This is a genomic window from Acinetobacter rathckeae (assembly GCF_015627125.1).
GTDB classification, from domain to species: Bacteria; Pseudomonadota; Gammaproteobacteria; order Pseudomonadales; family Moraxellaceae; genus Acinetobacter; species Acinetobacter rathckeae.
The window spans coordinates 460,958-485,264 of record NZ_VTDO01000001.1 but is presented as its reverse complement, the minus strand read 5'-3'; the positions used below and the strand labels follow the sequence as shown (position 1 = coordinate 485,264).

Sequence of the window (24,307 nt, the reverse complement as noted above, 5' to 3'; positions counted from 1 at the left end):
CTTAATTACCTCCTCCCCGCATCAGCTTCGTGTCCGTCAGCTCTTTCTGCCATTTTTGTATATTCTGTGACGCACTGATCGAATACGTTTGAGAGCGTTTTGGTGTATTGGTCACTGGCTTCTCTGGTAGCTGTGGACAGACGTTTGTTTGCAATGGCAAGTTGCTTTGACAAGCTGTTAGCATGAGACTCAGCAATACGAGCATCATGTGAGATTTGTTTAATTTTTTCACTATAATTCCTCTCCGCTGTGAGTGCTTTTTTTGCATAGTCTTGTTCAATCTTTCGAGCATTGGCTTGTGCTTGTACATTGGCTTCAGTCAGCTTTTGCACATAACTTGCATGATCAAGTTGCTGCTGTTGTATCTCGATGTCTTTTTGATTGAGTAAAAACAGACAGACAATGAATAAAAAAGCGAGTAATGCAATAATGCACTCTCGCCAAAACTTTAAAACAACTGCTAAATAGATCATGTGTTCACTCCCATACATCGATTGATGCGCCACTCTTGCCGATTCCAAACACCGCGACATTTTGAGTTGAGGCGACAATCCACTTTCACTCCATTTACTCTACTAAATCGCCAATTCTCAAGAGAGCGACACGCTTGCACGTACTTCCCCTTTTTTAAGTGTTTCAGCATCTGTGATTGCGTCCAAGCGTTAATGCCGTACTGATAGACGAAATCGGCATACAGATCATATTCTGCTTGTGACAAAGCCACGTTTTTGAGTGATACATTGAACGCCTGTTTGTGTCGGCTCATGTGTGCATGTAAATAATGCAAAGCTTCTTTTTCTGAAATCGGCTTGTCAGTCATTTTGATTTTTGTACCATCGGGTTTTAATGTTGAGCCATTGCCTTGGGTAATCACCCCACCTGAATCACGATAGGGTTTGGCTCGATAGCCCTCTTGTTTTGCTGTAGCCTGTATGCCTGCTTGACTGACATCAGCAATGTAGTAGCCTGCTGGTATGCCTGTTAATGCTGTTACAAGCGAGCCAATAATAAAGAATTTATTCTTGTCCATGCCATTTGCCCTCACGCATTAACTGCATTTTTAAATCATGTACTTGCTGTGCCCGCTGGTTATCTCGAAGCTTGTAGTACCAATTCATCAAAAAGCTAAATGCTGTAATCAGTAAACTACACAGTGCAATGCATAAAAAAAGCTGTGCAACAAAGTCTATCTTTGCTAGTGCTGATATCACGCCTGCACCTGTTGTTGTAATCCCCCCAACTTGTGTTGTCTTATTTGTAAATACTGCACTTGCTGTCTCTACAAGTTGATCTGTCATGTCGCCCTCTTTTATTGAATTTTTGGCATTAAAAAACCCTAGTGCTATTAGGCACTAGGGTTGGTATGTGTTTGTTGGGTGATTATTCAAAAAGCATATCTGTTGAGTTAGTCTCATCAATAACTTTTGCACTCGCAACATCAACAAGAATACGAATATCAGCATGATTTTCTGTTGCTAAAAAACGTGTGTAGTATTGCTCACCATCTTCAGTTGTGACTAACATTGCGTAGCCTTTTTCATCTGTTGTGATTTTATTTACACTATCTTCTGTTAGTAAATTAATAATCATATTTTAACTCCCCATGTACATTTTCATAGTGTAGACATAACCATTTCCACTTGCCGTTCTGGTGGCTGGATCAATATACATGCGACCAACTTCAGATCCATTCGCTTGTGTCATGTTCGGAAGTACGTTGTAAGCAGGAATTGTTTTTGATGCAAAATGGTTGAACTGTACCGTGCCATAATTGTTAAAGCTCATACCGGCTTGAGCCACACCAAATGATTGATTAATTACAGTAGTCAATCTGTATGCTGTACTACTTGTGATTAAGTTATCAAATTCAGCAAATGCAGTGGAATCAACAACGTAAGGCACTGTGCATGAGCGTAAGTCTAGTGCGAACGTCATACAGGTTTTTGCTGTATTGGTACCACGAACAAACAGCCCATAAGTACAACCACTCGATGACCCTGTGACACGGCCAGTCATACGACCGTTAAACACTCGACTGAATAATGTACCTGTGTCTTTATAGGAGATATGATTGATCTTTGCAGAATCAATGATTGCATTATTTGATGCGTTGCTTACAGATAAACCGCAGTAGCTTGATCTTGAGGTATATATATCTAAGTTAATATCTGTAAAATCAACAACACATGCTGATTTCATTTCAAGTAAGACACCACACCAAGCAACAGTATCACCCCTGATTTTCCCTGTGATACCTGAGCAATAGTCATCTGCTGCACCTGTACCGGCATCATTGATATACACGCCTGTACCACCAACAACATTATCGTAACGCCAGTCCAACCCAATATTTTTACTCGCTTGAATGACTAAGCTGTTACTGTAGTCATATTCTGAACGACCTGAGAAAACACAGTTTTTATTAAATTTCTCACATTCTATCGTGGCATTTGCATTGCGTGTACCGTAGATGCCATGTAATTCAACACCATCGCTAAACCAAACTTTTGCACCTGCACCAAAATTCAAATCGTTTGGGGCTGAGTTTTTTATAGGTGACTGAATCGCACCTATTAGAGTAACACCCCACCCCTTAACATCTTTGCAGCCATCAATGAACATATTGAAGTAAGCTTTGTTTGAGGTCACGTTATACATACGGACTTTAGTGCATGATTGTAAATGAAGCCCATAAGTACCTGTATTTGCAACGTAGTAGAGATTTTTTGTTGTGGCTATCTCACTACCATCTGTATTTACAAATGTGCCTAGCGTTGCATTTGCATCTAAGTGCATATCATATAGGTAATACTCAGCATTCTTTAAACGTAGCAAGGCTGTATCTTGGTCCGTATACTTTGTGTTGCTTGTGTCATTTTCATCACCAATCGGCTTTGCACGAGTGATTTTACAATTATTAAATTTGAATGTTGCTGTCGAACTTCTAGTCCATACATTTCTTTTTAGTGGTTCAATATACGTACCATCATTAGCAAATGCATTGTAGTAAGTTTTAGACCCATCGAATTCAAACGTACATCCAGCAGCACCCGCATTTAACATATTTTGGATAGGCGTATAATCATCGAATGACTCACCAATACCTTTTGCACCGAACATCTCAGGTGTTAGGTAGTTATATGTGGCTTTTTGGCGTACCCACCCATTAATACAAATACCGCCATCGTTATTACCCTTTAGAGCACCAACATATCTAAATGACCCTCCACCCTCAGTGATTGGCAGTACTGGTGATGAATAGTCAGGCTTATTGTATGATGTAACATTAACTGTACGCCCTTCCCATACTGCTAAACCCGCTAGATCTGCAACACTTTCAACTGTAGTCACACCTTTTTGGTTGAATAATTCTTGGGTGGCTGCATCTGTGATGTTAGTTGCAACAATATCTGTTAACCATCCATTTGCACCAGCCCCTGCTGCCTTTGCTACCTCCAAAGTTTCTTTTAATGTATTTAAGGCATCAACTTGTTTTGAGTCAAAATTATCAGTTGCTACCTTTACTTGAGCATCAATATTTCCAAGAATCCCGTCAATATCCAACTCTGAAAATTTATCAGTCTGACCTAATATTTTTCGCAAAATTGCTAATACATCATTGAGATTTTTTGTATTACTTAAAATAGTATTCCAATTCGTAGCCATGTTAAAAAATCCCCACAATTATAGCTTTTGCTGTTACTGCCTCATCGGTGTTGCCGGTCCATCGCTGAAAACGAGCACATAGCTGTGTTTGTGCATTTGTACTTCGATAACCGTCATACATCACATTAACCAACCACTCCGCTGCCTCTAGGTTGTAAGCAGTTACCGTTCCCTCTTCACTAATTTGAATCGATGCAGACATTCGCTTCTTTAGTGTAATGGGTAATGTGAAAGAGCCAACCCGACTATCTGATCGATTGTTATCTGCTGCTGTTTGGTTAATAACACTATCATTAGTCCATAGCGGCATTTCAATAATTGCAATGCGTCGTGCATCATCATAGGTGATAGTGTAATCACTTCCTGTCACAACCCTTAATGGATCGGTATTAGCTGATAGTTGAATATCTGCATCACCTGTGCCATCAAAACTCGCTGAACCTGAAGCAACCCCAGAAAGAGTTATATTTCTCTGATTTTGTAGCTTTGTCGCTGACACAGCATTTGCATCTGCATCTAACTTCTTATCAATAATTTCATTTATCTTTGAGAAAGTGACATTGAATAAGTAATTGAACCATTGTCTTGCTGGACGTATGCGGGATGGAAACCCTTGTGATAATGTTAGGTTATCAGTGCCTTTTGATGCTGTGCTATCTGAAGCAAAGCCAGGCAGTTTATCAATACTCATTTTCACCCTCGAATCTTAGTTTTACGCCCGAAGGCAATGGGAACATCATTCGCACTAGTTCTCTCTCCCACACCTCATAGGTGTCAAGAAAAGTAAATGTGATTGACATATCCAAGTTGTCTACAAATTTGAATTTTTTAGTTAAAATTAACGACAAGATATCGATTGCTGATTGTTCGGAGCAATCTGATTGATTAAGAAAAATTTTGGCATAAATCACTTTGCGAAATAGATCCGTATCCATTGCTTTGGCTGTAGAGTCATTCATCCCAGATTCACGCCAATAACCACCAACAGTGGAATCATCTAACTCACCAAAAGGTAGTGACCCATCTTGATCATCGAAGCCAAAAAATGGGATAGGAATTGCATTGGGTATCGCATTTGGTGCGCCAACCCAATCTGCAATAATTTGTAGTTGATCGCCTGTTGCAGTTGCTAGGTCAAAATGCCCGTTCATGGATTGCAAACAGTTAATGACATCAATAATAGGTTCAATAGAGACCCTAACTGCCGCATTAAATTTTGGTTGTGATCTATGTTGGCTTGTAATGAGAGATAAGAAACTTGATGAGTCCATTTACCCCCCCGCAATACTGATATCTATGTTCTTTGTTTCACAATATGCTACTTCATTAAAACCCAGTAAGAAGTCACCAGAAACCTGTTGTCCATCAGCCGTAATAGCGATTGACTCGATATCGTAGGTCATTGAATCCAAGCCACCATACAGGCCTGCAGGAACATAGATTTTATTCAAGGCAATTTTGTCACCAATATCTAGCTGATTCACATAATTGGCTATTGCTTGTTTGATTGAATCTCCAATATCACTTGTGTAGTCCACAGTGCTTTGAGCACTTATAGCAAAACCAATACTTCTGATATTTGGTCGATAAAACTGCACAACAACTGCCTCGCCAAAATTATCATTTACAGAAACACTGGTATTGCCATACCAACCACAACCTAGTGACTTTTTAGAACGCATAGTTTGGGCTATTTCATTTGCATCACCACCTGAAATCACAACACAGAGCGTATTTGGGGGTAAGCCAAGACTATTAGTCTGCTTTGTATCATTCTCATAGGTTTTACAACGTGACACGCCTGCAAGACTAAATAACGCCCCCTTGATACTATCTGTTTTAGACTGAGATGGGATTGCAACAGATAGGGCTTGTCGCTGCTTTAAGTGGGCATCTTGCTCTACTGCTGTTCCAAGCGTGGATGATGCAACATTTATTACGCCCTGCCACCCTCTTGTTGGCTTCCCGATTGTTGTTACTGAACCAGCCATAGCCAATATTGCACCTGCTTGAGATGCTGTTGCAGTTACTACAATTGAACCACTAGGTGGAATGGTTACTGTTGCTGGTAGTGTCCATTGGTTGTTATTTTTATCAATTGCATATCCATTAGTAATCACTGTACCCACTGTGCCCGTAATAGTCAGATCAACAGTTGAATATGTGGGTAATGCACGTTTAATGCCGTTAATCGCGACATTTCTTGAGAGTGCATCACCTGTGGCGGTTTTTGGTGAAAATGTTGAATAGACATCTACACATGCGGCACCACAATCCGAAACTACACGAGCAATTACACCAAGCCACTGACCATCTTGACTATCATTCTCTAGATAAGCATCGCTACCGTAAATCGCTTTGTACTGGTCTTTTAGATAATCTAAGGCTTCAAAGTAAGTGGGTGCAGATACACCTGAATCTGTGACTTGAGGAGCTATCGTTGTTAACGTCATCTGTTAATTTCCTCATCCAATGAATATGTGCCATAAATTGTGTTTATCATCATAGTGACAGTGAGCTTTCTTATTTGTGGATCAATCTGGCTTTCAAAGTCTTCAATACTCAAAACGCCTTGAGTCTCCAAAACTCGCTGTCTAAGTGTTAGTTCGTATAGGCTCCCTGACTTCTTTCCAAGTATACTTTGATTCCACCCAGTACCATCCGAGGTATCTGCAAACCACTCACCAATCCAAAAGTTAAGTCGTGTCTTAACTGATTGTGCAATTGCTTCAGCAGAATCAACATAGAAGTCGTTTGCACTAGAACCAAATACGTGGTCCCCGTCTTGATCTTGCTTTCTATAGCGCATAAAAAAAGACGCTTTCGCGCCCCTCTATTTGGATTAAAATTATTGTGGACCGCTACTGGTTGATCCGCCATTCTGAACCCCGCCATGCTTATGACTAAACAGACTTATTGTTTTTGCAAGCACATCAGCAAGTGATTTAATAATGCCTGTTACAGTCAAGGTTTGAGTCATCTCTACAGGGCAGTTAAATGTTGCTTTTTGACCAAAGAAATTAATCTCACCACTAGGAGTCATCTGTATCTTGCAACTACCATCATCAGTTCTAATTTCTAAACTATCTGTCGATATATTGGATATTTTATTGAGCTGAGATTGTGGCCTGAAGAATGCAAAACCATCTGATAGGTCATGCTTTCTCATGTCAAACGGATCTTGTATACCACCTGATTGCCACCACAAATCAATGTTTCTATCGCCAAAATTCACCAAGCACTCATCACCCTCTCTAATTGGGTGTGTAATGGTAAAACCACCCGCACAAGTGAACATCACGGGTACATCGAGTAGCAATGGTAAATTAACAGTTTGAATACTGCCATCTTGCTGTCTAACAGGAATCTTAATTAATGGTTGAACGTCGACCGTGACATTACTGGCGTTATATGACATGACTTCACAAGGTAGGCATGTCCAAAGGTGTGATATTTCATCACGAATTGATTCTTTAATAATATTGAGCTGTGTTGGGGCGTGTTCTTCGTAGCTAAGAGCCATCAGCCATTTACTCCTGATATTAACAACCCTGATTTAGGTACTACAGCATCAACACCAACACAAATGAGTGTGCTATACCATTCATCACCACGTATATCACCATAGTGCTCCACAGATACAATAATGAATGTGCCCTGAGGGTTTGTTGCTGAGTTTTGATTTTTAAATGGCTGATCAACACCCTGTTTCCCATACTGAATATCGTAACTTTCAGTTTGAAGATTAGATAAGTCGATCTGTACTCGCCCGTTACGCTTGAATTTGGGGTTAATTAGCGATGTTACTCTCAATCCCTCACTTGTCAGCTGAGGCATTCCAATCATGCCGGTGTCTTTATTTAGTATCTGCATTGGAAGCATGCTATACCCACCAAATGGAACAGCATTAAATATGTCGTCATCAAGTGAGAAGCTAATATTATTATCTCTACAAAACTGACTGGTATGGCGGTCCAAAGAGCCAAAAAACACTCGACCTCTTGGATATCTTTGCCCAGTTAATGTGGGTACTTCACCTGTATCAATTCCATTACTGCTATATTCTTTAACAATAAAATCCTGCATATCACTTACCGATGTTCCTGCCGGAAGCGAATTATTTACAATAGCAAAACTTTTTACGGTATCAGCACTTTGGGCTAAGATACATAACCAAGTATCTACCTGATTATCCCGACCTTTTCTAAATTGGAAGGATGTTCCTTTGAAAAGGATTTCTAGTGGCCCTGATTTATAGCCAACTTCAAGAATAACTTGAGTATCCTTATTTTGACTATTCTCACCTGCAAGCATATTCATTGTTTTATGAGATATGTTGTAAATATATATCTCAGCAGATTTTGGTTGTTCAGTTGTTGGTTGTGCAACGTGGAATACGATTCTAAAATCCGATAGATCAAGTGCTTGCGGTTGGTCTTTATTGATTTGAACAGTAAGTTTGCATTGTCTAATCCATTGCTCCATTAGCTGTCACTCCAATACAAAGTGATTTTATCTCCCAAATCACTAAAATTTTGAGCCTCATCATCATTCATATTAACTACATATAAAGAGCCTTGCAGAACATGTTGATGCTGAACAAGCAGGTCATCACCCATGACCATAGGAATAGCTAAAATTACTGGGTTTTCTGCTGTATCTAGCACGTCTAAAAACCACTTTTGTGATCTAAATATTAGGCGAAGCTTGTAAGTTGTACCACCCAAAGCCACATTTATTTTTTGATTATTACCAGTCAATGGGATATTAAAGTAAGCCATAATTAATTCCCAAATGGATTGAGTAGAGTATATGCGCCACCTTTAGCCCCGCCCATCATTTGTGACAACCAGGACTCGCTTGTTTCTTGCTTTTGAACCGTACCATTATCCTGAACTTGGGCTGTTTTTTCAGGTTCTGCTTGTTGCTCTAGAAGCACGGTGGTTTCAGTGGTTTTAACGATATTCACTTTTTTAAATGTGATATCAATCATCAAAACATTTTCAGTCTCAGGGTCTGTTGTACATTCGAGCGATTTAATCAGCATGTTGGTGTATAGGCGTTTGCCCGTAGATACGATTAGTCGCACTGCCTTATCTTGTAGTGTCTGTAAAATTTCATATACCGCCACAAGACCAATGTCGCCCGATAACAATGAGTCGCCCACTAAACCATTTAAGCGACCTGCACTTTCTGACCAGCCCACCTTAATTGAAAGTTCAGGCGGGATTTTATAAGCATGGTCAGAAATTGGAGAACCCGTTTCAACTGGGTGTTCGGTAATCTGCATTTCATCTTTGTGTTTTTCTTCAATCGTTACATCCGCAAACAATCCCATGATTGTTCTGCCTTTACCTGCAAGTAGTAAAGATGCTGCTTTTTCTGTATAAGGTGAGCTTGAAGCAGTGCTGTAAGCTGAACTTAGTAAAGACTCTATTCCCATATTTCACCTATAAAACACCATTCAGATGCTAATTTTTACTTCACAACTTCTATTAATTTAGCAATTGCATTAATAATATTTGGTGCTTGCCATAGGAGAATTGCAAATAAGCAAACTCCTGTTACTTTCCAAAATCCATGTTTTTCCATAATCACCTCTACTTTATGTAGAATTACTGCTATACTTTTATACATAGGTATTTATTGTTTCCCTTATTATTAAGGTGGATACAAAAAACCCCTGATGTTGGTCGCATCAGGGGTTTTACTTTTTTGGAGAGATAAAAAAACCACCCGAAGGTGGCTTAATTAATTTTGATTACTTATTTTGTAACTTATTGCTTATACATTTATATAGCATTTTCAGCACAGCCTTACCCTTGACAAAATATGCTTTACTATATTGATTAGTCACTTTCCTGTTAACATCTTGTAGCACCTTAAATATATTAAGAAAGAGCAATAAAATGCAAACCTATAGACCCAAAGTAAATTGCCCATATTGTGGAAGCATTCAAGTAAAAAGAATGCCCGCTCAGCCCAACAAATACCCACGACCTATAGACCCATCACTTCTATCTGATTGGCAAAATGGTTACGACTGTAAAAAGTGTGGCAGCGAGTTTGTTATAGCTGAAGTAATGCCCAGAAAAAATGGTGGCTGCCTAAAGACCATACTCAGCACAGTTATTTTCATGTTAGCAATATACGGTGCATATCACTTTTTGTTTAGTGAAAAGACAACTCAAAACACAAAACAAGAAGAATCCGAGCCAGCAGAAACCAATCAAGCAAATATTGCATCACAACCTTTAGCACCATTGTCGCCAGACACTGTACCTCAAAATCCCCCTGTCATCGCAGATCAGCAGTTTTCCTCAGAAGCTGAGCAATCAGCTCATGTATACACACCAACTGCTGAAGATTACAAACGAGTTGAACAACAGAAACAACAAAGCATTGCAAATAGCTCTGATCCAAGCGAAACTCTACACATATCAACAACAATTAGGCATAAAAACTAATGAAAAAACTACTTACAGCCTCTCTGTTGGCAACTTTGAGCTTTGGTGCTTTTGCTGAGCAACAGGACTGTGAATCTAAATACAAAGAACCCGCCGATATTGCTATTTGCTATGAAAAGTCTTCGCTTGATGAAGTGGAAGTTAGATTTAAGAAACTCAAAACGCTTGGAAAAGATCAGATTAGCTATGATAAGGGCATCTTAGCTCGACTTGATGGTTCTCAGCGTTCATGGATTAAGTATCGAGATGATTACTGTAGTGTATATAGTAGCTTTCACAGTGAAATAAATAATAATGCTAATTGCATCATACAATTAAACAATGATCGAGCTAAACAGCTTCAGAATGACATTGATACAAACTAAGCCATAATTCCCTGGGCATTCCGTCTAGCGATAACTAATGAGTTCTCTTGCTGTCGCTTCACGGCATTAGCAGATTCTTGAGGGTTCTTAGCTCCATTAATTGTCATATCAGTTTTGAATGACTGGTGAATCGTGACATTTGACTGTGAGCTATTAGCTGAGTTATTAACCTGTGATTTATTTGGGTTGCCCGATGGTGGGGCAATATTTCTAATCTGTGGAACACCACCAATATTTGCACTATCTGCCCCCTTGTTTGCAAAGTTATACTGCTTGTTAAACCTCTCTTGCTGATACCTAACAAATTCAACAGGAGTTTGCCCTTTTACTGGTGTATTTACACTAATTGCCTTTAATGTTCCTTGGCTCACATTATTTGAGCCCTTTAATGCAGGAATAATACCAGCACCGATATTATGCAATAAGTATAAATTCTCACCCGTTACAGGAAGTCCATTTTTTCGCAGAATATCCGCATTATTTTTTGCCAATAAAGCTGTAGCTAAAGTGTTTACTCGCTTGTCATACCTTGGATCGCTAGCTGTCCTAAATCTATCGCCAATGGTTGTCATTCCAATTGCTTTTCCATCCTTAGTTTTTGCCAGACCGTCCCAAGTACTTTTAATGAATTGACCTGTACCAATTGCACCAGTAGGTGACATTTTTCCAGTCCAACCATCCTCCATTTTAACAAAGCCACGAAGTACTTTTTCATCTAACGAATACTTTTCAGATGCCTCCTTGATATACCCATCAACATCGTGACCAAAACTAAATTGACTCCCCCCCACAGCCCCCTTCACTCCGTCTACCGCAGCATGTGCGATTCCTGTGGTAATTTCTGCTGTTTTCTTGGCAACTACTGGGGCAACCTCAGCAACCGTGTGAGCAACGTCCTTAATAACTTTAGGTGCTTCTTTTGCAAGCTCTGTTAATTTTTTAGCACCATCTTTTACAAGATCCTTAATTGTACCCTCAGGGTCGTTAATTAATTTCTGCACAAACTCAATAGTCTTGCCTGCAACGTTGGAAATTAAGTCAATAAAGTCCTTAATTTTTTGAGTCACCCAATCAATTTCTTTTGACCATTGAGACCAGTCAATAAAAGACTTCCCACCATCTTTCCATGTTTTGTAATCATCATATAAGGCAAGGATAGCCGCACCCAATGCAGCAATAATCCCAAGTGGCGTGGCAAGAAAAGCAACTCTCAACAGCCCAAGTAAGCGAATAAACATTTTCAATGGAGCAACCAATCTAAAAATCAGACCAAATGCTCTCGCTACACTGCTAAATATTGTGGCAAGTAATGCAAAACGGCCACCAGCCACCAACACCTCTTTGATCTTAGGGTTCATCTGACTAAAGGCATGCACACCCATAAGGATTAGTTGATTTAATCCTTTCATGATTGGAATGAGTGCTTTGCCAACCTGCATGACAATGACTTGAAAGCCTGTCTTGGTAATCATAGATAGATCACGGTACTGCGTCATAAAGTCATTTCCTGACTTCACTAGGCTGTTATCCATACCCAATTCTTTTTGAATCTTTTGGTACTTCTCCATGTTTCCGATGAACTTGTCATCTCGCATGGCTAGAAGTGTTTTTTGATCTATCCCTAAAGAGTTTGCATAGGCATTGGCTTGGTATGACGGCATTTTAGCAAGTGTGGTGCTGAGGTCTTTCATGACTTCTACACGGTCACGTAATGCACCGTTTGAGTCTTTGGTTTTTACACCCAGACTGTTAATCATTCCCTCGTAACCAGGGGAGTTACGCATTTTTTCAGCAAGGCTTTCAAGTGTGCCTATCGCCTGTTCTGCACTACCGCCCATCTGTGAGATAGCGTTGCCGTATGCATTAATATTGTCAGCACTCGCACCAATACGCTGTGATGAAAAATAGAGTTTATCTAACTCACTTGCTGTTTGGCGTACCGCAAGTACAGCACCTACAGCTAAAGCACTTAACGCCATGTTTAGAGATTTAGCTTTTAGCTCCACACCTTGTAAAGCACCCTGCATCTTGGCAAGACCTGCATTGTCAGTCTTAAATCCAAGTGCAACGAGGAAGTCTTTAATTGTAGCTGCTTGTGCCATATCTATTGCCCATAAAAAAACCACCCGAAGGTGGTCATCAAACTACTTGTTTGCTGCTTCTCTCTCCCTTGCTTTTTCAACAAGGTATTCATTGTCAGCAACAACATCTAAAGCATCATTCATTAATGAAATATCATGTAAATCGATAGTTCCATCTTTTAATGACTCAAACCTACACATGCCTTTCATGACCGGTCTTAATAACCAATCTTCACCGTCAGGCAAGCTTTTATAATTTACGTGGACTGCTCCTGCAAAGCTCTCGCCTTGGTAAACAGCCCTTGAATAAAATTTCCCATGCTGTCACGAATCACCGCAACAACAAGAGCAAGCATTTGGCTTAGCTCCAAGTCATCAAACATAATTGCATTGTTTCGACAGACCTTAGCCCCATTTCTACTACACGCTGAAAGACACTTATAAATGACGTAATCCACGTCCTCTTGAGGCAATTCAGCATAGGCCTTTGTTAATGGAGATAATGCCGTGGATAGGCCATCTAGCAGCTTAAAATCCACGTTATTTATGAGGTCATCAATGTTTTTAACATCGATCTGACTCACATCAATATCGCTATCAATTTTCTGTAAGGCTTTAACAAGACCACCATGCATTACTTCTGAAATCACAGGAATAATATGTGGTGTAAGTGGTGCAATTTTTCGAGAAACGTGCAACTGGTCAAAAGCATTTAATTTGCTAATGGTGTACTTATGGCCACCAATATTTAAGACTTCCATATTTAATTACTCGTATGTACCCAATTTCATATCAATTTTGATTGCATCAAACACCCAATCAACTGTTGCTCCATCTTCCGCTGCGTTGTAGTCAGGTGCTTTTTGAAAAGCAAGCTTAGTACCTGTGACGTTATCGCCTGAAGCATCATTGTTGAGTGTGAACGTATTTTTACCCCACTTTTTAGAACTTGATGACTGTGTGTTATACAGATTCATTAGTTTGGCGTTGGTGGGTGATGTTTTTAAAAGGCGTACTGTAATTGTCCCAGACTTGCTACAGTGTAGAGAGTGCATCCCCTCGCCATCTGCACCTGTTGTCATTGTGTTTTTGTTTTCCGACATGGAAACGGTGATGCCTTCTTTTGCAATAGCAGCGCCATACCCCAAGTCAATTGAGCCATCATCACTTACTAGCGTGGCATGTGTGTCCATAAAAGACCAGGTTGACATTGTTTTTCTCCTATCGGTTTACTGACACAATCACGTCAGCAAAGTGTATTGCACCTGCAAGTTTTGAGGCCATTTGAAATACTGGGGCTTTACGTGATTCACGCTCAGATTGCAACTGATCATCTAAGCTATTGGCAAATACGTAGTAGCCTTTTGTAAGATAGTCACCTGATTTCAGTGTTCCAAATTCATCGCCATTCCATACACCACCTGCAAGCAACCCATTAGTCACACCTTGCTCAGCGACTTTTTCAAGCACTGCACATTGGCGATTCATACCTGCTGGGGTCTGAGGGATCTTAGTGGTTGTGGTGTAGTAAAGATTCCAAAGGGCTGTTTCTAATGCATTTTGATACCAATCCAAACCATGAACTTCATCAAAGAATGAACCATCAGACATCGCGCCTTCTTGTAGTATTGCAGTGTCATTGTTGTACGATGCATACACATTGCCATTATTGGCTGTGATGTTTGCAGCTTGAGAAACTTTCAAGTCTTCAGCAGTAATACCAGGTAGTTGCTTAAACTTCAGCGTAATGGTGGTGTTTGTACCCTCAAAATTCACAGTAAAAGCACGACCAAATACTGAGACATCAGCATATTTAGAAGAACTTGAGTAAATCCAGAATGTGCGTTTGTATTTTGCTTTCGCCAATTTAACACCAATGTTGTCTGTACTCGTTTTATCAAGCACATTTACATCTTGTGTCGTGTGCCCATATAGACGACTTGGGCTTGCCGCTTCAATCAGTGACGCAACCGATAAAACATCGCTGTCAGCAAGATCGTCGGCAATAACAAGGCCATACCACTTCAATGAGTCTAAGCAAGCAGATACGGCATCTGTAACCTTTTCAGGTGTTGCAGATGTTTTATCCCAATGCCCGATATACAACGTGCGTGGCTTTGGTGACTGAGAGAAATAAACAACCGCAGCCTTGTATTCATTGGAATCCACACCAAAGTCAGAAGAAATTGATGCAATATCTGAATACAAGCGAATACGTTCAGTCGTGCTAATCACACCTGATGTTGTACCCAAAATAAGTAGAGAGCCAAATGATCGTGGCCCTGCCGCTAAAGCAGCAATAGAAACGCTGACATTGACGACATTAGAAACAGGAAGTGTCATTGATGACTCCTAGCTATTTTTTAAATTAATTTGAAAGCTCTTAAATGTGAGCATCGGAATGTTTCGTTGTGTTTTTCGTCTAAATATGGCGGTCATGTCATGACGCTGTACCCACTGCTGGTTTAGAAGATCAGGTACAGCAATGATTTGATCGACAGAAACGAATTTGATTTGAAACTGATTGAGTTGAGCGATATTTTGCGGAATTGCTAAGCCGTCTTTGAGTAGGTTGATATTGCTTTCAGATGATGGACCATAAAATGAAATCAACACTTCAATAGACTCATGTCGAGTAGATATGGCTGAATCATCTTGCTGTTCAAAATATGGGGAGTCATTTGGCTCTGTGACCTTCACCCCAAAAGCACACCAATCTGTATTGATGTCGGGTGTAGGTAGTGGAACTTGTTGCCATCGTGGGCGAACCAAAGTGCCATCCATTGCAACGACTGCACGAATGAAAGCTTGGAATATATCTCTTAACTCTTGATCGTAAGCAACCCCACCCGTCGGCACAATGTAGCCACCTGTAGCGGAATCTGCCATGGTTTATCCTGAAAGTGGTTTTAACTCACAGATTGCTTTCACAAAACCTTGCCCAAAGTGAGCATTTGAAAGCACTTGTGAAACAATATAAGTTTTACCTCGCCACTGAACTTCATCGGCTTGAGTTGAACTGTCACCTGAAATCAAATGGAACTGCGTATGAATATTGATTGCACCCTTAACCAATGTTCCATCTTCTTTACGATCCATTTTAAGGCCACTATTGGTCGTCACAACGCCCGCAAATGGAATGCTCTGCAAAGACGTATCAGCAGTACCATTTTGTTTCACAGTTACTTGGGTGCGATTACAAAGCAATTCAGTAGTCATAAAATCAGGGTCGAGCAATACATCAGAAACATCAAGATTGGGCACGATTAACCTCCTTATCTCCATTCATCACAATATACGTTTGTGAATTTCGGTACTGACCTGTGTCTACAAGCGGTTTTGTTGAAGTCCTGCCACGAGATAATCGATTGCGAATCGTTGCAGGTGCAAGTGGAACAAAGTCACCTGCATTGATGATATTTTTCACACTACTCATGGCCTTCATACCCGCAGTATTCAAATAGAAATACATTTTCTTTTGGTTACCCTCTAGTGAGGCTTCTACGGCTTTTGTGAGTTGCTTTGAGATAGAGTCTTGTACCTCTTCAACACCTCTCACTAAATGCGGTCTAGGTGGTAAGTTGGTTGCTGGCGATCCATTCTCTAGCAAGTAACCAATTTGAGCATTGGTTAATTCACTATCTATTCTTTCAGCACCACTATCAGGAACACCTACAAGTACATCTGTTTTTGAGAGTTGTGAGACTGCTTCTAAAATATCAATCAGCCCCACACCTGTTGATGTGACACCACTCATAATTGAACACCACCTGCACCCACCATTCTAGCAAGTTGCAGAAACTGAATGCCCCATGTTGTTTGATTCCATTGCCCTGCATCATCAAGTGTTACACCTGATACATCCATTGACTTAGAAACACTATCAACAGACTTGGAAGTTTCATTGCCCACAACCTTTCCTGCATCAGCACCAATCTGTGAGGCACTGATTGCACGTTTATATAGTGTTAGGTAGTGAGCAATAAAAAAGGTTAACCCCTCATCTAACAGATCATCCCAACGATTCTCAGGCAACAATTTCACACCATAATTTAGGTAAAAATTAAACTGTGATAATGGATAAGCTTTTACATCTGCAAACATCGGCATTGATTCACGAAAAGATGATTCTGTTAACATGATTACTTCGCTTTAGTGTCTTCGATTTGTTTTTGCAGATCGGCAATCGTTTTTTGTGCAGCAGCAAGTGCGGAATTTGATGTGTTTAGCTCAGCTTGTAAGGATTCAACCTCTTTTTTATGAGCATCATCCTTAACCGCATCTGACGTGACTGGCTGGGAGTGTGCTTTAACATACCAATGATCGGCAATTTCTTGCTCGACCTCTTGTAGCCCTGACTTTAATTCAACTGACTCTTCAGCAGAAAGATGGATCAGCAAATCTTTGGATAAGAGAATCTGTACTTTTGACATGTCTTACTCCTTAGATACCATCTGCATAGAATGCTGTTTCAGGATATACCCATTCGACAACACCTAAACGACCATAGTAAGTTACAAGCTGGCGTAAATCGCGATATTCAAGTGGCGTACGTTGCAATGGCACCAATGGGAAGCGGACACGATTTTGATCCTGTGTGTAAGCAACCATACGATCTGTACCGCCAACCCCGCGACCTGACAACCATTTCAACGGCTGGATATCTAAAGGACGGCCATTGGCACTGTTTGATAAGCTATTTGTTTTCAAGAACTCAAGAATTGAAATATTGCCCGCTTCTGATACTTTACGAGTGACCAGTAAGCTAAATTGTGTCGGTGAAATTAAAAGCTTATCAGGAACAACTGCAAAACCTGTTGCAACCCATGATTGGTTTAAGATCAAGTTGACATCTGCAAGAATTTCATCAGCGGTTTTATTTTTCCAATCCGCCTTACCAGATGCACCAACTGGCACATTGGTTGCACCAACTTTTGAGCTAGTGACAAGACCTTCAACACCCAAAATACCATCACCAATGTAGACTTGCTCATCTACATCCATATTGTATTTCAGCATCATGCCGTTATATTTCTGCGTATCAATTGGGCGGCCCACTTGTTGTGCGGATGCAAGCTCTGGAAGCGTCCAACCTAACTGCATACCCCATAAACTTAAAGGATTTGCTGTTTTCCCAATATCTAAAGCCAAACCCTGAATGGCATCGGTTTCTTTGCCGATCCACGACTTACCATTTGGTGATGCACCGCCGGCAGCTGCAAAAGTTGAGTTTGTAAAAGATGAGAGTTCATCAGCAATAGAAACATCTGAACGCAAATCAATATCACGGGACCATGTCACTGTTGCTAATGGCTCATGCATGGTTTGATCTAAACGTTCAAGTTCGCCAACAACAAAAGCACCTGCACTATCTATAGTCTGCGCATCAAATGTTTGCAATCCATCACGTGTTTGAGCACGAGTTTTAGGTAAAATTAAAGAACCCATATTTATTTATCTCCGCACATAAAAAAGCACCTTTCGGTGCTGTGCATATTTGATGTTTTTAAATGTTGTAAGCGATTTCTACGTTGCCACTTGCATCGGCATCACACATAAAGTGAGCATCGACAGCAATGGTTTCTTTGTCTGTAGCAACGGCTTCAATACCACCCAATGGCTTAGTATCTGTTGCATTCGCTACACGAACATAGACTTGGCCACCTTTTTTGGCAGTGCCCACATTGTTCATTACTGTCATGTAGCCACGAACAAGCACATCATTAATAGTATTCGCTGACGGGGCAGAAGATCCTAGTGCAACTGATTGCCCTTGGAATGGGTAGGCACGAACCAATATACCGTATGGCTTGGTTGTGTCTGCTGTTGGGGGAACGAAGCTTCCGTTTGCATCTACAATGCCAAATAGGCCACATGAGGCAAATTGTGCACCAATACGATGTGCTTCAATGGTTGATTGTGATTTACGAGAAACATCACCTGGAATGCCTGAAGGCATACGATATAAAAATGAATTGCCCATATTATAAGTCCTTATTTATTCCAAAATTCGCGGTTTTTTGCATTGATATCGGCAATGCTCATCGGCTGACGACCAAAGTCTTTGGTTGAAATGCCTGAGCGAATACCTTTTTCATTATTTTTTAATTTAATGAGTTCTGATGCACCGATAAAAGCAGCATCAATGGTGTGACTTGGTAATTTGTCAAAATCAGTACTACCGCCTGTAAATGGTGTGATTGCACTTAATGCATCTTGTGTTTTAACTGCCTGTTTTAGTACTTGACGCTTTGTATTTAATACAGCCTTGCCATTGTTTGCACTGTCAAATGTTGGGGTACGAAAGCCCGGTGAAAGGATTTCTGCACGAGACAATACTTCTGTAAGAGAGTCACCTGTGTATGTACGAACACCTTCATCAGAAAGCTCTTTACCTACGCCTGGTTCCGTTAGATCTTCACCATCTTTAGTTTTTTTTGGGTCATCATCTTCATCAGAAGTTTTTTCAGGTTCTTCATCTTTGGTTTTGCCCTGCTCTAATGAACGCATACGAGAATCCATTGTTTTCATGAATTGACGCATTTCTTTTTGAAAAGCTGCATCACCTGTTTTGGTTTTGCCTTCTTCCTCTTCATCAGAAGTTTTTTCAGGTTCTTCATCTGAAGTTTGTCGATCCTGTTCTGGATCTCGGTTTTCTTCATCTTCAACTTGTTTAGCGATTTTTTCTGCTTCATCAGCATCACGTGTAAAAACAAGGCTACGAATTCGATCACCAATACTTACTCGTTTTTTATTAGGCTTTGTCGCCATAAAACTATCTCCTATGCGGCATCGTGAACCACAACGCCCTTTATCAACTAATGCAACGTGATTACCTAAAATGTTGCTTTGAACCCCTTTACCTACACTAACTTCTTGATAGTCAGCATCGTAGCCAAGAGAAATTTCAACTTTCCCATCCATAACTTTATCGATGGTTTCTTTATCTGTAATAAGTAGATCGGCAAGCAAAAACTCATCATCAGGGCCTTCACCACGATGAACATTTTGTGTTGTACCCACTGTGAGTTCTTTCCAATTTTCAGGACTTACCCATTCATCAGGATGGTCGTCTGTAACTGACTTTCCTTCAAAACTTGAAATCGTTTTTGGATCGAATAACTCATCCTCACCACGCTCAATCAGGATCAAACCTGTATTGTCAGCAGTAACAGGAACTTCACCCTTGCCATACTGAAGAACGCCAATTCGTGCGACAGCAACATCACGGCAAAGCAAATAACCCTCAGGCGTGGTTTCGCGTGTACGTCCAATCTTGCCAGTGGTATAAAGGTTTGATCGATCTAACGTTCGACTGTCTTTCGTTTTCTTTTTAAACATGTATTTCACCTAAATTTAGGCAATAAAAAAGAGCCTTTCGGCTCTAGTAATCTTCGGGAATAACAGGCTCGGCATAGCACCGACAATTGGGTAAGCACCCTGCATGACCCGTCATGTTGTCTAACGTTGGTGGACTATCCCATCGCACAAATTTTCCATCCATTTCCTGGTGACTGTGACGAACATCAGAATCTTTACTTGTACGCCAAATATAGCCTTCTGAACCTAAATGTTCGGCACGTGCTTGTGTAAAACTTGTTTGTGCCCTACTTATCTCAGTTCGTGCAATAGTATTTGCTCTAGACTTTGCAACATGACCCGTCTCCATGATCATGTTCACAATTTCTTTGGTTCGCCCACCACCAATAACAGCTTTGGTTGCGAGATTTTGAACACGCTGAGCTGATTCTAAAGGCAAGGACTTAATAAGATTAACTTGTTCATCAAGTAGCTGTTGATACGTTGCCCCAATCGGTGTGTTCCGTATTTCATACTGAACACCTTTTGAAATATCCTTTGCATAAATTAGCCATGTTTTCTCATCACGCAAAGCAACATCCATCATGATGCGACCTGCGGTATTCACAGCCCACTCATGCAGTGTTGAAGCATACTGATTTAATGCATTGGCAATAATTGGGTAGTTATTGGGGTTGTTTAAGTCAAACCCCTTAACAATTGTATCAATGTAAAACGCTATCTTTCGAAGCTGTTGGCTGTACCGTATCTCCACCTTCCTCGCTCGATGGGGATTGATCCGCGTCAGTTGGTTTTTCATTTGTCATCTCACTTGGAGGCGGTGGATCATCATCGGCTTGATCAATTTCTTCATCTGTGATGTGGGAGAAGATACCGGTTATTTCTGATGACTGACGTAACTCTTTCAATGCGGTTTTGCGAGAGATTAAGCCATCCTCTACCGTCCGAGCCACAGCAGTAGATACTTTATCTGCCACACTTGCTTTTGTTTCATCATCAATCTGCCAAAGTGAGGCAAAATCAAACTTAAATGAACTTGGTAGAGGCTTACCAAGCGTAGACATAGAAATCACCTGTAACAGCGTATTAAGCGGTGTTCTAAGTCGACCCTCTTGTGACTGATTAATCCCATCATAGTAGTTCGACAGGTCACTCTCGCCAGTTGAGTTAAGCCCAGCAGGTGCTTGTCCAAACAACTTCACCAACGGAATGCCTAAAGCGCCCGAAAGCTGTTGTCCAAACTGCATCAAAATATTATCTAAGCCAGCAAAGCTATATTGATGTGTTGCAAACTCATCCTTGGAATCCATGAGGGTTAAGCCCTCATTAGACTGCCACATACGGATTTGTTGAATCTGCTTAACTAGACCCTCAAAAGCTCGACCACCTGTTGCAATAATGCTTCTAAGGCCTTCAACCTTGTATGTGCGTAAATGCGCTTTATAGACAAGTTGACCTGCACCGAGTGTCGCACTATCAAAAATCGTTAAACGATCCTCTAGACGCTCAATAACAGACTGTCCCCATAGATTCTCAGCAATTGACTGCCAGTATGGGAGTTTCACACCATCAATACGAATCACACGTGAGTAATGAACCCGCTCGTTGCACAAACCAACTGAGTCAGAAAACACATCGTAGTACTTTGGCTTCCCATAATGTGGCCCATGCTCAGTAACTAAATCTTGTAGTGTGGGTTGTGCCATCCACCGATCAAGAACAAGAAGTCCTTTAAATTGATCTTTTCCGACGGTCTTAGGATTTAAAGGTGTTGAAGCATCTTGACCATCAATCAACATGACAGCTAGTGCACCACCGTATAAACGACCCCATTTAATGGTTTCATTTAAACGGTCCCAAATCTCAAGCTGGTCCATCGTGTCATTAATAATTTCAACTTCACCTGGATCATCTAAACCACGAATATTGATACCTTCGCGCGTCATATCGTCAGCAACAACATCAATTGCTTGGCCAACTACCCAGCTAGACCGATACATAGCCTCAAGTTTTAGGCGGTTACGACTTAGAAAATTAAAGCCATAGGTTGATTCATCATGTTGATTTCCTGCGCCCAAACCAACTCGAGCCGCAAAGTTCTGAAAACTATCAGCAGTACGTTTTAAGATATTCATATAAGACTCGAATTAAAGCTTACTCCAAACATCAATGTTTGAGAGTTGCAGGTTATAGCAGATCATTACAGCATCAGCTCGGTTAGGTGATTTCGAGCCATCAGGCTGTTTATCTACAAGTATTTTTCCCACACCATTTTTACTGTATGTCGGTTGTGATAATTCCATGATGAGCTGTGTTATCTCATTCTTATCAAGATCATCACTAGAAATTGAAATAAGATTGTCTGCATCATAGTCACGACCATTTAAAGCACGATGTGTATTTTGGAAGCGTAGTCGTAAAGACCACCAAGACTGTGCTTTAAGGTTTGCAAAGAAGTCTTTATTTAGGCGTTTCTCAACCATTTCACCATCAGGATCATGTACTGAAGCAGAACCACGAAATGACTCAACTGTAATTTCTGGTCTTCCAATCTCTCGGTTTTTCTCATTAATCACGCGAGCATCACCACGGCACCCCGCACCTAGACCATCAGCATCGTAGAACAATGTTGAGTAGGCATCATCGATACAAATATCCATGGCTTTTTGTGTGGTACCAAAAATATCATCACCCTTACCTGACCATGTATCCAAGCGTTTAAGTAAGATGCCATGACGACCAGCAAATGAGTTTTTATCCTTACCTTCATCTGCAACATCAAGCCCGCCAATCTTGTCGCCAGTCGGTTCGATATTTAGCGTCTTATGTGCATCTATCGCAGAACGAACCCACTCAGCAGGAATTAATACACCTTCAACAGAGGCTGCATAGTTAATATCTACTTCTTGAGCTAAGACAACATCGTCCAATGTGGCCAATTGTTTTTCATACCATGGATGAATCTTTTTACCTTTGTATTCAATCGACCAATTCTTATCAGGATTATCACGCCAAGGCATTGTAAAAATGGGATAACGACCACTAAAACGATCTTGATAAAATCGATCACCAATACCATTTGGCGTCGAACCTTTGATGTGTACGTTTGTATTTTGAGATATTGCAGCATCTACAGCATTTTGACGCTCTGTAAATGCCCATTCATCAAGTAAGTACATTGAGGTACGGCCACCACGGCCAATATTATCACCTGCCTCACCTGTAATAGTTGCCCCATTATCAGGGTTCACAATACGCAAATAATTGTCGTGGTCACGCTCACTAAATCCTTTAGGCTTCATCCATGAGGGCATCTTAGAGAACATATCTCTAAACTTGTGCAATAGTGTTTTTGGGTCACCTTTCTTATCAACCAGGTCTTCTTTACGACTCCCAACGCCCGCAGCAAAACCATCAACAAAAAGCCAGTGGTGTAAAAAGAAACCCAAAACAACATAAGACATGCCTTCATCTCGTGATTTTTCAATTAAACCACTAGTTTGTGTGTTTTCTCGATCAAGTAACCATTCAACCAATTCAACTTGCTTGGGTCTAAGTACAAAAGGTAGATTAGCTGGCAACCCATAAGCCATACCACGAGGATCATAAGTCCATATCCAATGGTTAAACCAATGAACAGGATCTTTTCTGCATTTCTCGATTTCTGCTTTCTTGGATTCTTCTGATTGCTCAGTGACTGCTTTGTAGTAGTACCGTCTAGTCATTTCAGCAACAACTTCAGGAAGTCTTGTATTGACTGTCCAGTCTTTTAAGAGAGGTGTAATTTCTTCAAGTGTATACATTAAATCCCCCCATTAATTGCTAATCGAGATAACTCTTGTGCTGTAAGTTTTGAGAGTTCTTCAGGTGTAAGTTTTGGTTTAGCTTCTACAGAGTGCTCTATAGGCCCACCATCTTTACCAGTGTGCTCAAGACGCTCTTTAAACGCCCCAACAGAAACATGCTTACCAAGCAACTCAAGGTTTTTAACTTTATCGGGCCATTTGATTTTCTTGACAGCACCATCACCATCAGATAACTCAAGGCTTTCAAAGTTTGAAATATACTGTCGCCATATCTTTGGCCATTCGCTCAAAGGTAATAAATTACCAACATCATCCATGATATCTAATGCATCCATCTGGTCTATTTCAACCAAACGTCTAAGCACATAATCAGCGTCCACTTGAACTCGATCTAACCGATGACCATTTAAATATTGGATACGTTCCTGAACTTCTTCGCGGTTATAAACATCGAAACCATGTTGCTTGGCTGAACGCTCACTAAACCCTGCACGAACGGCAGCTTGTGAAATATTTAGGTCTTTTAAATACTCTTGGCAGAACAACTCATGACGCTCATTTTTAAGTTGTTCAGCGCCTTGTGTTGCGTCTGTCATTTTTAT

32 protein-coding genes are annotated in these 24,307 nt (G+C 40.6%); 2 read left to right on the top strand and 30 right to left on the bottom strand.

What is annotated here, in order from left to right; translation table 11 throughout:
- Nucleotides 1-5 precede the first annotated feature (5 nt).
- The 13 genes from I2F31_RS02390 to I2F31_RS02330 form a co-directional block, all read right to left on the bottom strand.
- Complete coding sequence (locus I2F31_RS02390; protein WP_195773392.1) at nucleotides 6-473, bottom strand: hypothetical protein; 468 nt, start codon at nucleotides 471-473, stop codon at nucleotides 6-8.
- Entirely contained in the window at nucleotides 470-1,030 is a 561-nt protein-coding gene (locus tag I2F31_RS02385; protein WP_195773391.1) for a glycoside hydrolase family protein, read from the bottom strand. The genes I2F31_RS02390 and I2F31_RS02385 overlap by 4 nt, the downstream gene beginning before the upstream one ends.
- Nucleotides 1,017-1,298 carry a phage holin family protein gene (locus tag I2F31_RS02380; protein ID WP_195773390.1) on the bottom strand — a complete coding sequence of 94 codons (282 nt, stop codon included), beginning with the start codon at nucleotides 1,296-1,298 and terminating at the stop codon, nucleotides 1,017-1,019. Before I2F31_RS02380 ends, I2F31_RS02385 begins: the two co-directional genes overlap by 14 nt.
- Before the next feature lie 82 nt (nucleotides 1,299-1,380).
- On the bottom strand, nucleotides 1,381-1,590 hold the full coding sequence (locus I2F31_RS02375; RefSeq protein ID WP_195773389.1) for a hypothetical protein: 210 nt from the start codon (nucleotides 1,588-1,590) through the stop codon (nucleotides 1,381-1,383).
- 3 nt (nucleotides 1,591-1,593) lie between these two features.
- Complete coding sequence (locus I2F31_RS02370; RefSeq protein WP_195773388.1) at nucleotides 1,594-3,666, bottom strand: hypothetical protein; 2,073 nt, start codon at nucleotides 3,664-3,666, stop codon at nucleotides 1,594-1,596.
- Between the two features lies 1 nt (nucleotide 3,667).
- Nucleotides 3,668-4,357 (bottom strand): hypothetical protein, encoded by a 690-nt coding sequence (locus I2F31_RS02365; protein WP_195773387.1) that lies wholly within the window; start codon nucleotides 4,355-4,357, stop codon nucleotides 3,668-3,670.
- On the bottom strand, nucleotides 4,347-4,937 hold the full coding sequence (locus I2F31_RS02360) for a DUF2612 domain-containing protein (protein ID WP_195773386.1): 591 nt from the start codon (nucleotides 4,935-4,937) through the stop codon (nucleotides 4,347-4,349). Before I2F31_RS02360 ends, I2F31_RS02365 begins: the two co-directional genes overlap by 11 nt.
- Nucleotides 4,938-6,119: a baseplate J/gp47 family protein gene (locus I2F31_RS02355; RefSeq protein WP_195773385.1), complete on the bottom strand. Its 1,182-nt coding sequence runs from the start codon at nucleotides 6,117-6,119 to the stop codon at nucleotides 4,938-4,940. It abuts the gene before it with no gap.
- The gene (locus I2F31_RS02350) at nucleotides 6,116-6,475 is read right to left on the bottom strand and encodes a hypothetical protein (RefSeq protein WP_195773384.1); all 360 of its coding nucleotides are present in this window, start codon (nucleotides 6,473-6,475) and stop codon (nucleotides 6,116-6,118) included. Before I2F31_RS02350 ends, I2F31_RS02355 begins: the two co-directional genes overlap by 4 nt.
- Before the next feature lie 39 nt (nucleotides 6,476-6,514).
- Complete coding sequence (locus I2F31_RS02345) at nucleotides 6,515-7,189, bottom strand: Gp138 family membrane-puncturing spike protein (protein WP_195773383.1); 675 nt, start codon at nucleotides 7,187-7,189, stop codon at nucleotides 6,515-6,517.
- Nucleotides 7,189-8,151, bottom strand: a complete 963-nt coding sequence (locus tag I2F31_RS02340) for a baseplate hub protein (RefSeq protein ID WP_195773382.1) — start codon at nucleotides 8,149-8,151, stop codon at nucleotides 7,189-7,191. Before I2F31_RS02340 ends, I2F31_RS02345 begins: the two co-directional genes overlap by 1 nt.
- Nucleotides 8,151-8,447, bottom strand: coding sequence for a phage baseplate plug family protein (locus I2F31_RS02335; protein ID WP_195773381.1), 297 nt, complete (start codon nucleotides 8,445-8,447; stop codon nucleotides 8,151-8,153). Before I2F31_RS02335 ends, I2F31_RS02340 begins: the two co-directional genes overlap by 1 nt.
- 2 nt (nucleotides 8,448-8,449) lie before the next feature.
- Nucleotides 8,450-9,109: a phage baseplate protein gene (locus I2F31_RS02330; RefSeq protein WP_195773380.1), complete on the bottom strand. Its 660-nt coding sequence runs from the start codon at nucleotides 9,107-9,109 to the stop codon at nucleotides 8,450-8,452.
- A gap of 694 nt (nucleotides 9,110-9,803) precedes the next feature.
- On the opposite strand from I2F31_RS02330, the gene I2F31_RS02325 reads away from it, so the two are divergent.
- The gene (locus I2F31_RS02325) at nucleotides 9,804-10,133 is read left to right on the top strand and encodes a hypothetical protein (RefSeq protein ID WP_195773379.1); all 330 of its coding nucleotides are present in this window, start codon (nucleotides 9,804-9,806) and stop codon (nucleotides 10,131-10,133) included.
- The gene (locus tag I2F31_RS02320; protein WP_195773378.1) at nucleotides 10,133-10,498 is read left to right on the top strand and encodes a lysozyme inhibitor LprI family protein; all 366 of its coding nucleotides are present in this window, start codon (nucleotides 10,133-10,135) and stop codon (nucleotides 10,496-10,498) included. Before I2F31_RS02325 ends, I2F31_RS02320 begins: the two co-directional genes overlap by 1 nt.
- Here I2F31_RS02320 and I2F31_RS02315 read toward each other — a convergent pair.
- Genes I2F31_RS02315 through I2F31_RS02235 form a run of 17 tightly spaced genes read right to left on the bottom strand, consistent with a single transcriptional unit; the run spans nucleotide 10,495 to nucleotide 24,301 of the window.
- Complete coding sequence (locus tag I2F31_RS02315) at nucleotides 10,495-12,600, bottom strand: phage tail tape measure protein (RefSeq protein WP_195773377.1); 2,106 nt, start codon at nucleotides 12,598-12,600, stop codon at nucleotides 10,495-10,497. The two genes, I2F31_RS02320 and I2F31_RS02315, sit on opposite strands and share 4 nt — an antisense overlap.
- Nucleotides 12,601-12,642: 42 nt before the next feature.
- Nucleotides 12,643-12,789, bottom strand: coding sequence for a DUF6889 family protein (locus I2F31_RS02310; protein WP_407647857.1), 147 nt, complete (start codon nucleotides 12,787-12,789; stop codon nucleotides 12,643-12,645).
- Nucleotides 12,790-12,836: 47 nt separating this feature from the next.
- On the bottom strand, nucleotides 12,837-13,340 hold the full coding sequence (locus I2F31_RS02305; protein WP_195773376.1) for a phage tail assembly chaperone: 504 nt from the start codon (nucleotides 13,338-13,340) through the stop codon (nucleotides 12,837-12,839).
- A gap of 6 nt (nucleotides 13,341-13,346) precedes the next feature.
- Nucleotides 13,347-13,790 carry a phage structural protein gene (locus tag I2F31_RS02300; RefSeq protein ID WP_195773375.1) on the bottom strand — a complete coding sequence of 148 codons (444 nt, stop codon included), beginning with the start codon at nucleotides 13,788-13,790 and terminating at the stop codon, nucleotides 13,347-13,349.
- Between the two features lie 10 nt (nucleotides 13,791-13,800).
- Nucleotides 13,801-14,922, bottom strand: coding sequence for a DUF3383 family protein (locus tag I2F31_RS02295; protein ID WP_195773374.1), 1,122 nt, complete (start codon nucleotides 14,920-14,922; stop codon nucleotides 13,801-13,803).
- Between the two features lie 9 nt (nucleotides 14,923-14,931).
- The gene (locus tag I2F31_RS02290) at nucleotides 14,932-15,468 is read right to left on the bottom strand and encodes a phage neck terminator protein (protein WP_195773373.1); all 537 of its coding nucleotides are present in this window, start codon (nucleotides 15,466-15,468) and stop codon (nucleotides 14,932-14,934) included.
- 3 nt (nucleotides 15,469-15,471) lie between these two features.
- The gene (locus I2F31_RS02285; RefSeq protein ID WP_195773372.1) at nucleotides 15,472-15,843 is read right to left on the bottom strand and encodes a hypothetical protein; all 372 of its coding nucleotides are present in this window, start codon (nucleotides 15,841-15,843) and stop codon (nucleotides 15,472-15,474) included.
- Nucleotides 15,830-16,336, bottom strand: a complete 507-nt coding sequence (locus tag I2F31_RS02280) for a hypothetical protein (RefSeq protein ID WP_213014783.1) — start codon at nucleotides 16,334-16,336, stop codon at nucleotides 15,830-15,832. The genes I2F31_RS02285 and I2F31_RS02280 overlap by 14 nt, the downstream gene beginning before the upstream one ends.
- On the bottom strand, nucleotides 16,333-16,719 hold the full coding sequence (locus I2F31_RS02275; RefSeq protein ID WP_195773371.1) for a DUF4054 domain-containing protein: 387 nt from the start codon (nucleotides 16,717-16,719) through the stop codon (nucleotides 16,333-16,335). The genes I2F31_RS02280 and I2F31_RS02275 overlap by 4 nt, the downstream gene beginning before the upstream one ends.
- A gap of 2 nt (nucleotides 16,720-16,721) precedes the next feature.
- A complete protein-coding gene (locus I2F31_RS02270; protein WP_195773370.1) occupies nucleotides 16,722-17,012 on the bottom strand; it encodes an STY1053 family phage-associated protein in 291 nt (96 codons plus the stop codon).
- 10 nt (nucleotides 17,013-17,022) lie between these two features.
- Nucleotides 17,023-18,027 (bottom strand): DUF2184 domain-containing protein, encoded by a 1,005-nt coding sequence (locus tag I2F31_RS02265; RefSeq protein ID WP_195773369.1) that lies wholly within the window; start codon nucleotides 18,025-18,027, stop codon nucleotides 17,023-17,025.
- Nucleotides 18,028-18,085: 58 nt separating this feature from the next.
- Entirely contained in the window at nucleotides 18,086-18,562 is a 477-nt protein-coding gene (locus I2F31_RS02260) for a structural cement protein Gp24 (protein ID WP_195773368.1), read from the bottom strand.
- An 11-nt stretch (nucleotides 18,563-18,573) separates the two neighbouring features.
- Entirely contained in the window at nucleotides 18,574-19,920 is a 1,347-nt protein-coding gene (locus tag I2F31_RS02255; RefSeq protein ID WP_195773367.1) for a DUF2213 domain-containing protein, read from the bottom strand.
- A gap of 43 nt (nucleotides 19,921-19,963) precedes the next feature.
- Nucleotides 19,964-20,653, bottom strand: coding sequence for a phage head morphogenesis protein (locus I2F31_RS02250; RefSeq protein ID WP_323127546.1), 690 nt, complete (start codon nucleotides 20,651-20,653; stop codon nucleotides 19,964-19,966).
- Nucleotides 20,604-22,034 carry a DUF1073 domain-containing protein gene (locus I2F31_RS02245; protein WP_195773365.1) on the bottom strand — a complete coding sequence of 477 codons (1,431 nt, stop codon included), beginning with the start codon at nucleotides 22,032-22,034 and terminating at the stop codon, nucleotides 20,604-20,606. Before I2F31_RS02245 ends, I2F31_RS02250 begins: the two co-directional genes overlap by 50 nt.
- 12 nt (nucleotides 22,035-22,046) lie before the next feature.
- The gene (locus I2F31_RS02240; RefSeq protein ID WP_195773364.1) at nucleotides 22,047-23,702 is read right to left on the bottom strand and encodes a terminase; all 1,656 of its coding nucleotides are present in this window, start codon (nucleotides 23,700-23,702) and stop codon (nucleotides 22,047-22,049) included.
- Nucleotides 23,702-24,301 carry a terminase small subunit gene (locus tag I2F31_RS02235; RefSeq protein ID WP_195773363.1) on the bottom strand — a complete coding sequence of 200 codons (600 nt, stop codon included), beginning with the start codon at nucleotides 24,299-24,301 and terminating at the stop codon, nucleotides 23,702-23,704. Before I2F31_RS02235 ends, I2F31_RS02240 begins: the two co-directional genes overlap by 1 nt.
- Between the last annotated feature and the right edge of the window lie 6 nt (nucleotides 24,302-24,307).

What these genes read in the sequence shown, in the direction of transcription:
- I2F31_RS02390 (WP_195773392.1), bottom strand. Translation starts at nt 473, where the DNA reads ATGATCTATTTAGCAGTTGTTTTAAAGTTTTGGCGAGAGTGCATTATT.
- I2F31_RS02385 (WP_195773391.1), bottom strand. Translation starts at nt 1,030, where the DNA reads ATGGACAAGAATAAATTCTTTATTATTGGCTCGCTTGTAACAGCATTA.
- I2F31_RS02380 (WP_195773390.1), bottom strand. Translation starts at nt 1,298, where the DNA reads ATGACAGATCAACTTGTAGAGACAGCAAGTGCAGTATTTACAAATAAG.
- I2F31_RS02375 (WP_195773389.1), bottom strand. Translation starts at nt 1,590, where the DNA reads ATGATTATTAATTTACTAACAGAAGATAGTGTAAATAAAATCACAACA.
- I2F31_RS02370 (WP_195773388.1), bottom strand. Translation starts at nt 3,666, where the DNA reads ATGGCTACGAATTGGAATACTATTTTAAGTAATACAAAAAATCTCAAT.
- I2F31_RS02365 (WP_195773387.1), bottom strand. Translation starts at nt 4,357, where the DNA reads ATGAGTATTGATAAACTGCCTGGCTTTGCTTCAGATAGCACAGCATCA.
- I2F31_RS02360 (WP_195773386.1), bottom strand. Translation starts at nt 4,937, where the DNA reads ATGGACTCATCAAGTTTCTTATCTCTCATTACAAGCCAACATAGATCA.
- I2F31_RS02355 (WP_195773385.1), bottom strand. Translation starts at nt 6,119, where the DNA reads ATGACGTTAACAACGATAGCTCCTCAAGTCACAGATTCAGGTGTATCT.
- I2F31_RS02350 (WP_195773384.1), bottom strand. Translation starts at nt 6,475, where the DNA reads ATGCGCTATAGAAAGCAAGATCAAGACGGGGACCACGTATTTGGTTCT.
- I2F31_RS02345 (WP_195773383.1), bottom strand. Translation starts at nt 7,189, where the DNA reads ATGGCTCTTAGCTACGAAGAACACGCCCCAACACAGCTCAATATTATT.
- I2F31_RS02340 (WP_195773382.1), bottom strand. Translation starts at nt 8,151, where the DNA reads ATGGAGCAATGGATTAGACAATGCAAACTTACTGTTCAAATCAATAAA.
- I2F31_RS02335 (WP_195773381.1), bottom strand. Translation starts at nt 8,447, where the DNA reads ATGGCTTACTTTAATATCCCATTGACTGGTAATAATCAAAAAATAAAT.
- I2F31_RS02330 (WP_195773380.1), bottom strand. Translation starts at nt 9,109, where the DNA reads ATGGGAATAGAGTCTTTACTAAGTTCAGCTTACAGCACTGCTTCAAGC.
- I2F31_RS02325 (WP_195773379.1), top strand. Translation starts at nt 9,804, where the DNA reads ATGTTAGCAATATACGGTGCATATCACTTTTTGTTTAGTGAAAAGACA.
- I2F31_RS02320 (WP_195773378.1), top strand. Translation starts at nt 10,133, where the DNA reads ATGAAAAAACTACTTACAGCCTCTCTGTTGGCAACTTTGAGCTTTGGT.
- I2F31_RS02315 (WP_195773377.1), bottom strand. Translation starts at nt 12,600, where the DNA reads ATGGCACAAGCAGCTACAATTAAAGACTTCCTCGTTGCACTTGGATTT.
- I2F31_RS02310 (WP_407647857.1), bottom strand. Translation starts at nt 12,789, where the DNA reads ATGAAAGGCATGTGTAGGTTTGAGTCATTAAAAGATGGAACTATCGAT.
- I2F31_RS02305 (WP_195773376.1), bottom strand. Translation starts at nt 13,340, where the DNA reads ATGGAAGTCTTAAATATTGGTGGCCATAAGTACACCATTAGCAAATTA.
- I2F31_RS02300 (WP_195773375.1), bottom strand. Translation starts at nt 13,790, where the DNA reads ATGTCAACCTGGTCTTTTATGGACACACATGCCACGCTAGTAAGTGAT.
- I2F31_RS02295 (WP_195773374.1), bottom strand. Translation starts at nt 14,922, where the DNA reads ATGACACTTCCTGTTTCTAATGTCGTCAATGTCAGCGTTTCTATTGCT.
- I2F31_RS02290 (WP_195773373.1), bottom strand. Translation starts at nt 15,468, where the DNA reads ATGGCAGATTCCGCTACAGGTGGCTACATTGTGCCGACGGGTGGGGTT.
- I2F31_RS02280 (WP_213014783.1), bottom strand. Translation starts at nt 16,336, where the DNA reads ATGAGTGGTGTCACATCAACAGGTGTGGGGCTGATTGATATTTTAGAA.
- I2F31_RS02275 (WP_195773371.1), bottom strand. Translation starts at nt 16,719, where the DNA reads ATGTTAACAGAATCATCTTTTCGTGAATCAATGCCGATGTTTGCAGAT.
- I2F31_RS02270 (WP_195773370.1), bottom strand. Translation starts at nt 17,012, where the DNA reads ATGTCAAAAGTACAGATTCTCTTATCCAAAGATTTGCTGATCCATCTT.
- I2F31_RS02265 (WP_195773369.1), bottom strand. Translation starts at nt 18,027, where the DNA reads ATGGGTTCTTTAATTTTACCTAAAACTCGTGCTCAAACACGTGATGGA.
- I2F31_RS02260 (WP_195773368.1), bottom strand. Translation starts at nt 18,562, where the DNA reads ATGGGCAATTCATTTTTATATCGTATGCCTTCAGGCATTCCAGGTGAT.
- I2F31_RS02255 (WP_195773367.1), bottom strand. Translation starts at nt 19,920, where the DNA reads ATGTTTAAAAAGAAAACGAAAGACAGTCGAACGTTAGATCGATCAAAC.
- I2F31_RS02245 (WP_195773365.1), bottom strand. Translation starts at nt 22,034, where the DNA reads ATGAATATCTTAAAACGTACTGCTGATAGTTTTCAGAACTTTGCGGCT.
- I2F31_RS02240 (WP_195773364.1), bottom strand. Translation starts at nt 23,702, where the DNA reads ATGTATACACTTGAAGAAATTACACCTCTCTTAAAAGACTGGACAGTC.
- I2F31_RS02235 (WP_195773363.1), bottom strand. Translation starts at nt 24,301, where the DNA reads ATGACAGACGCAACACAAGGCGCTGAACAACTTAAAAATGAGCGTCAT.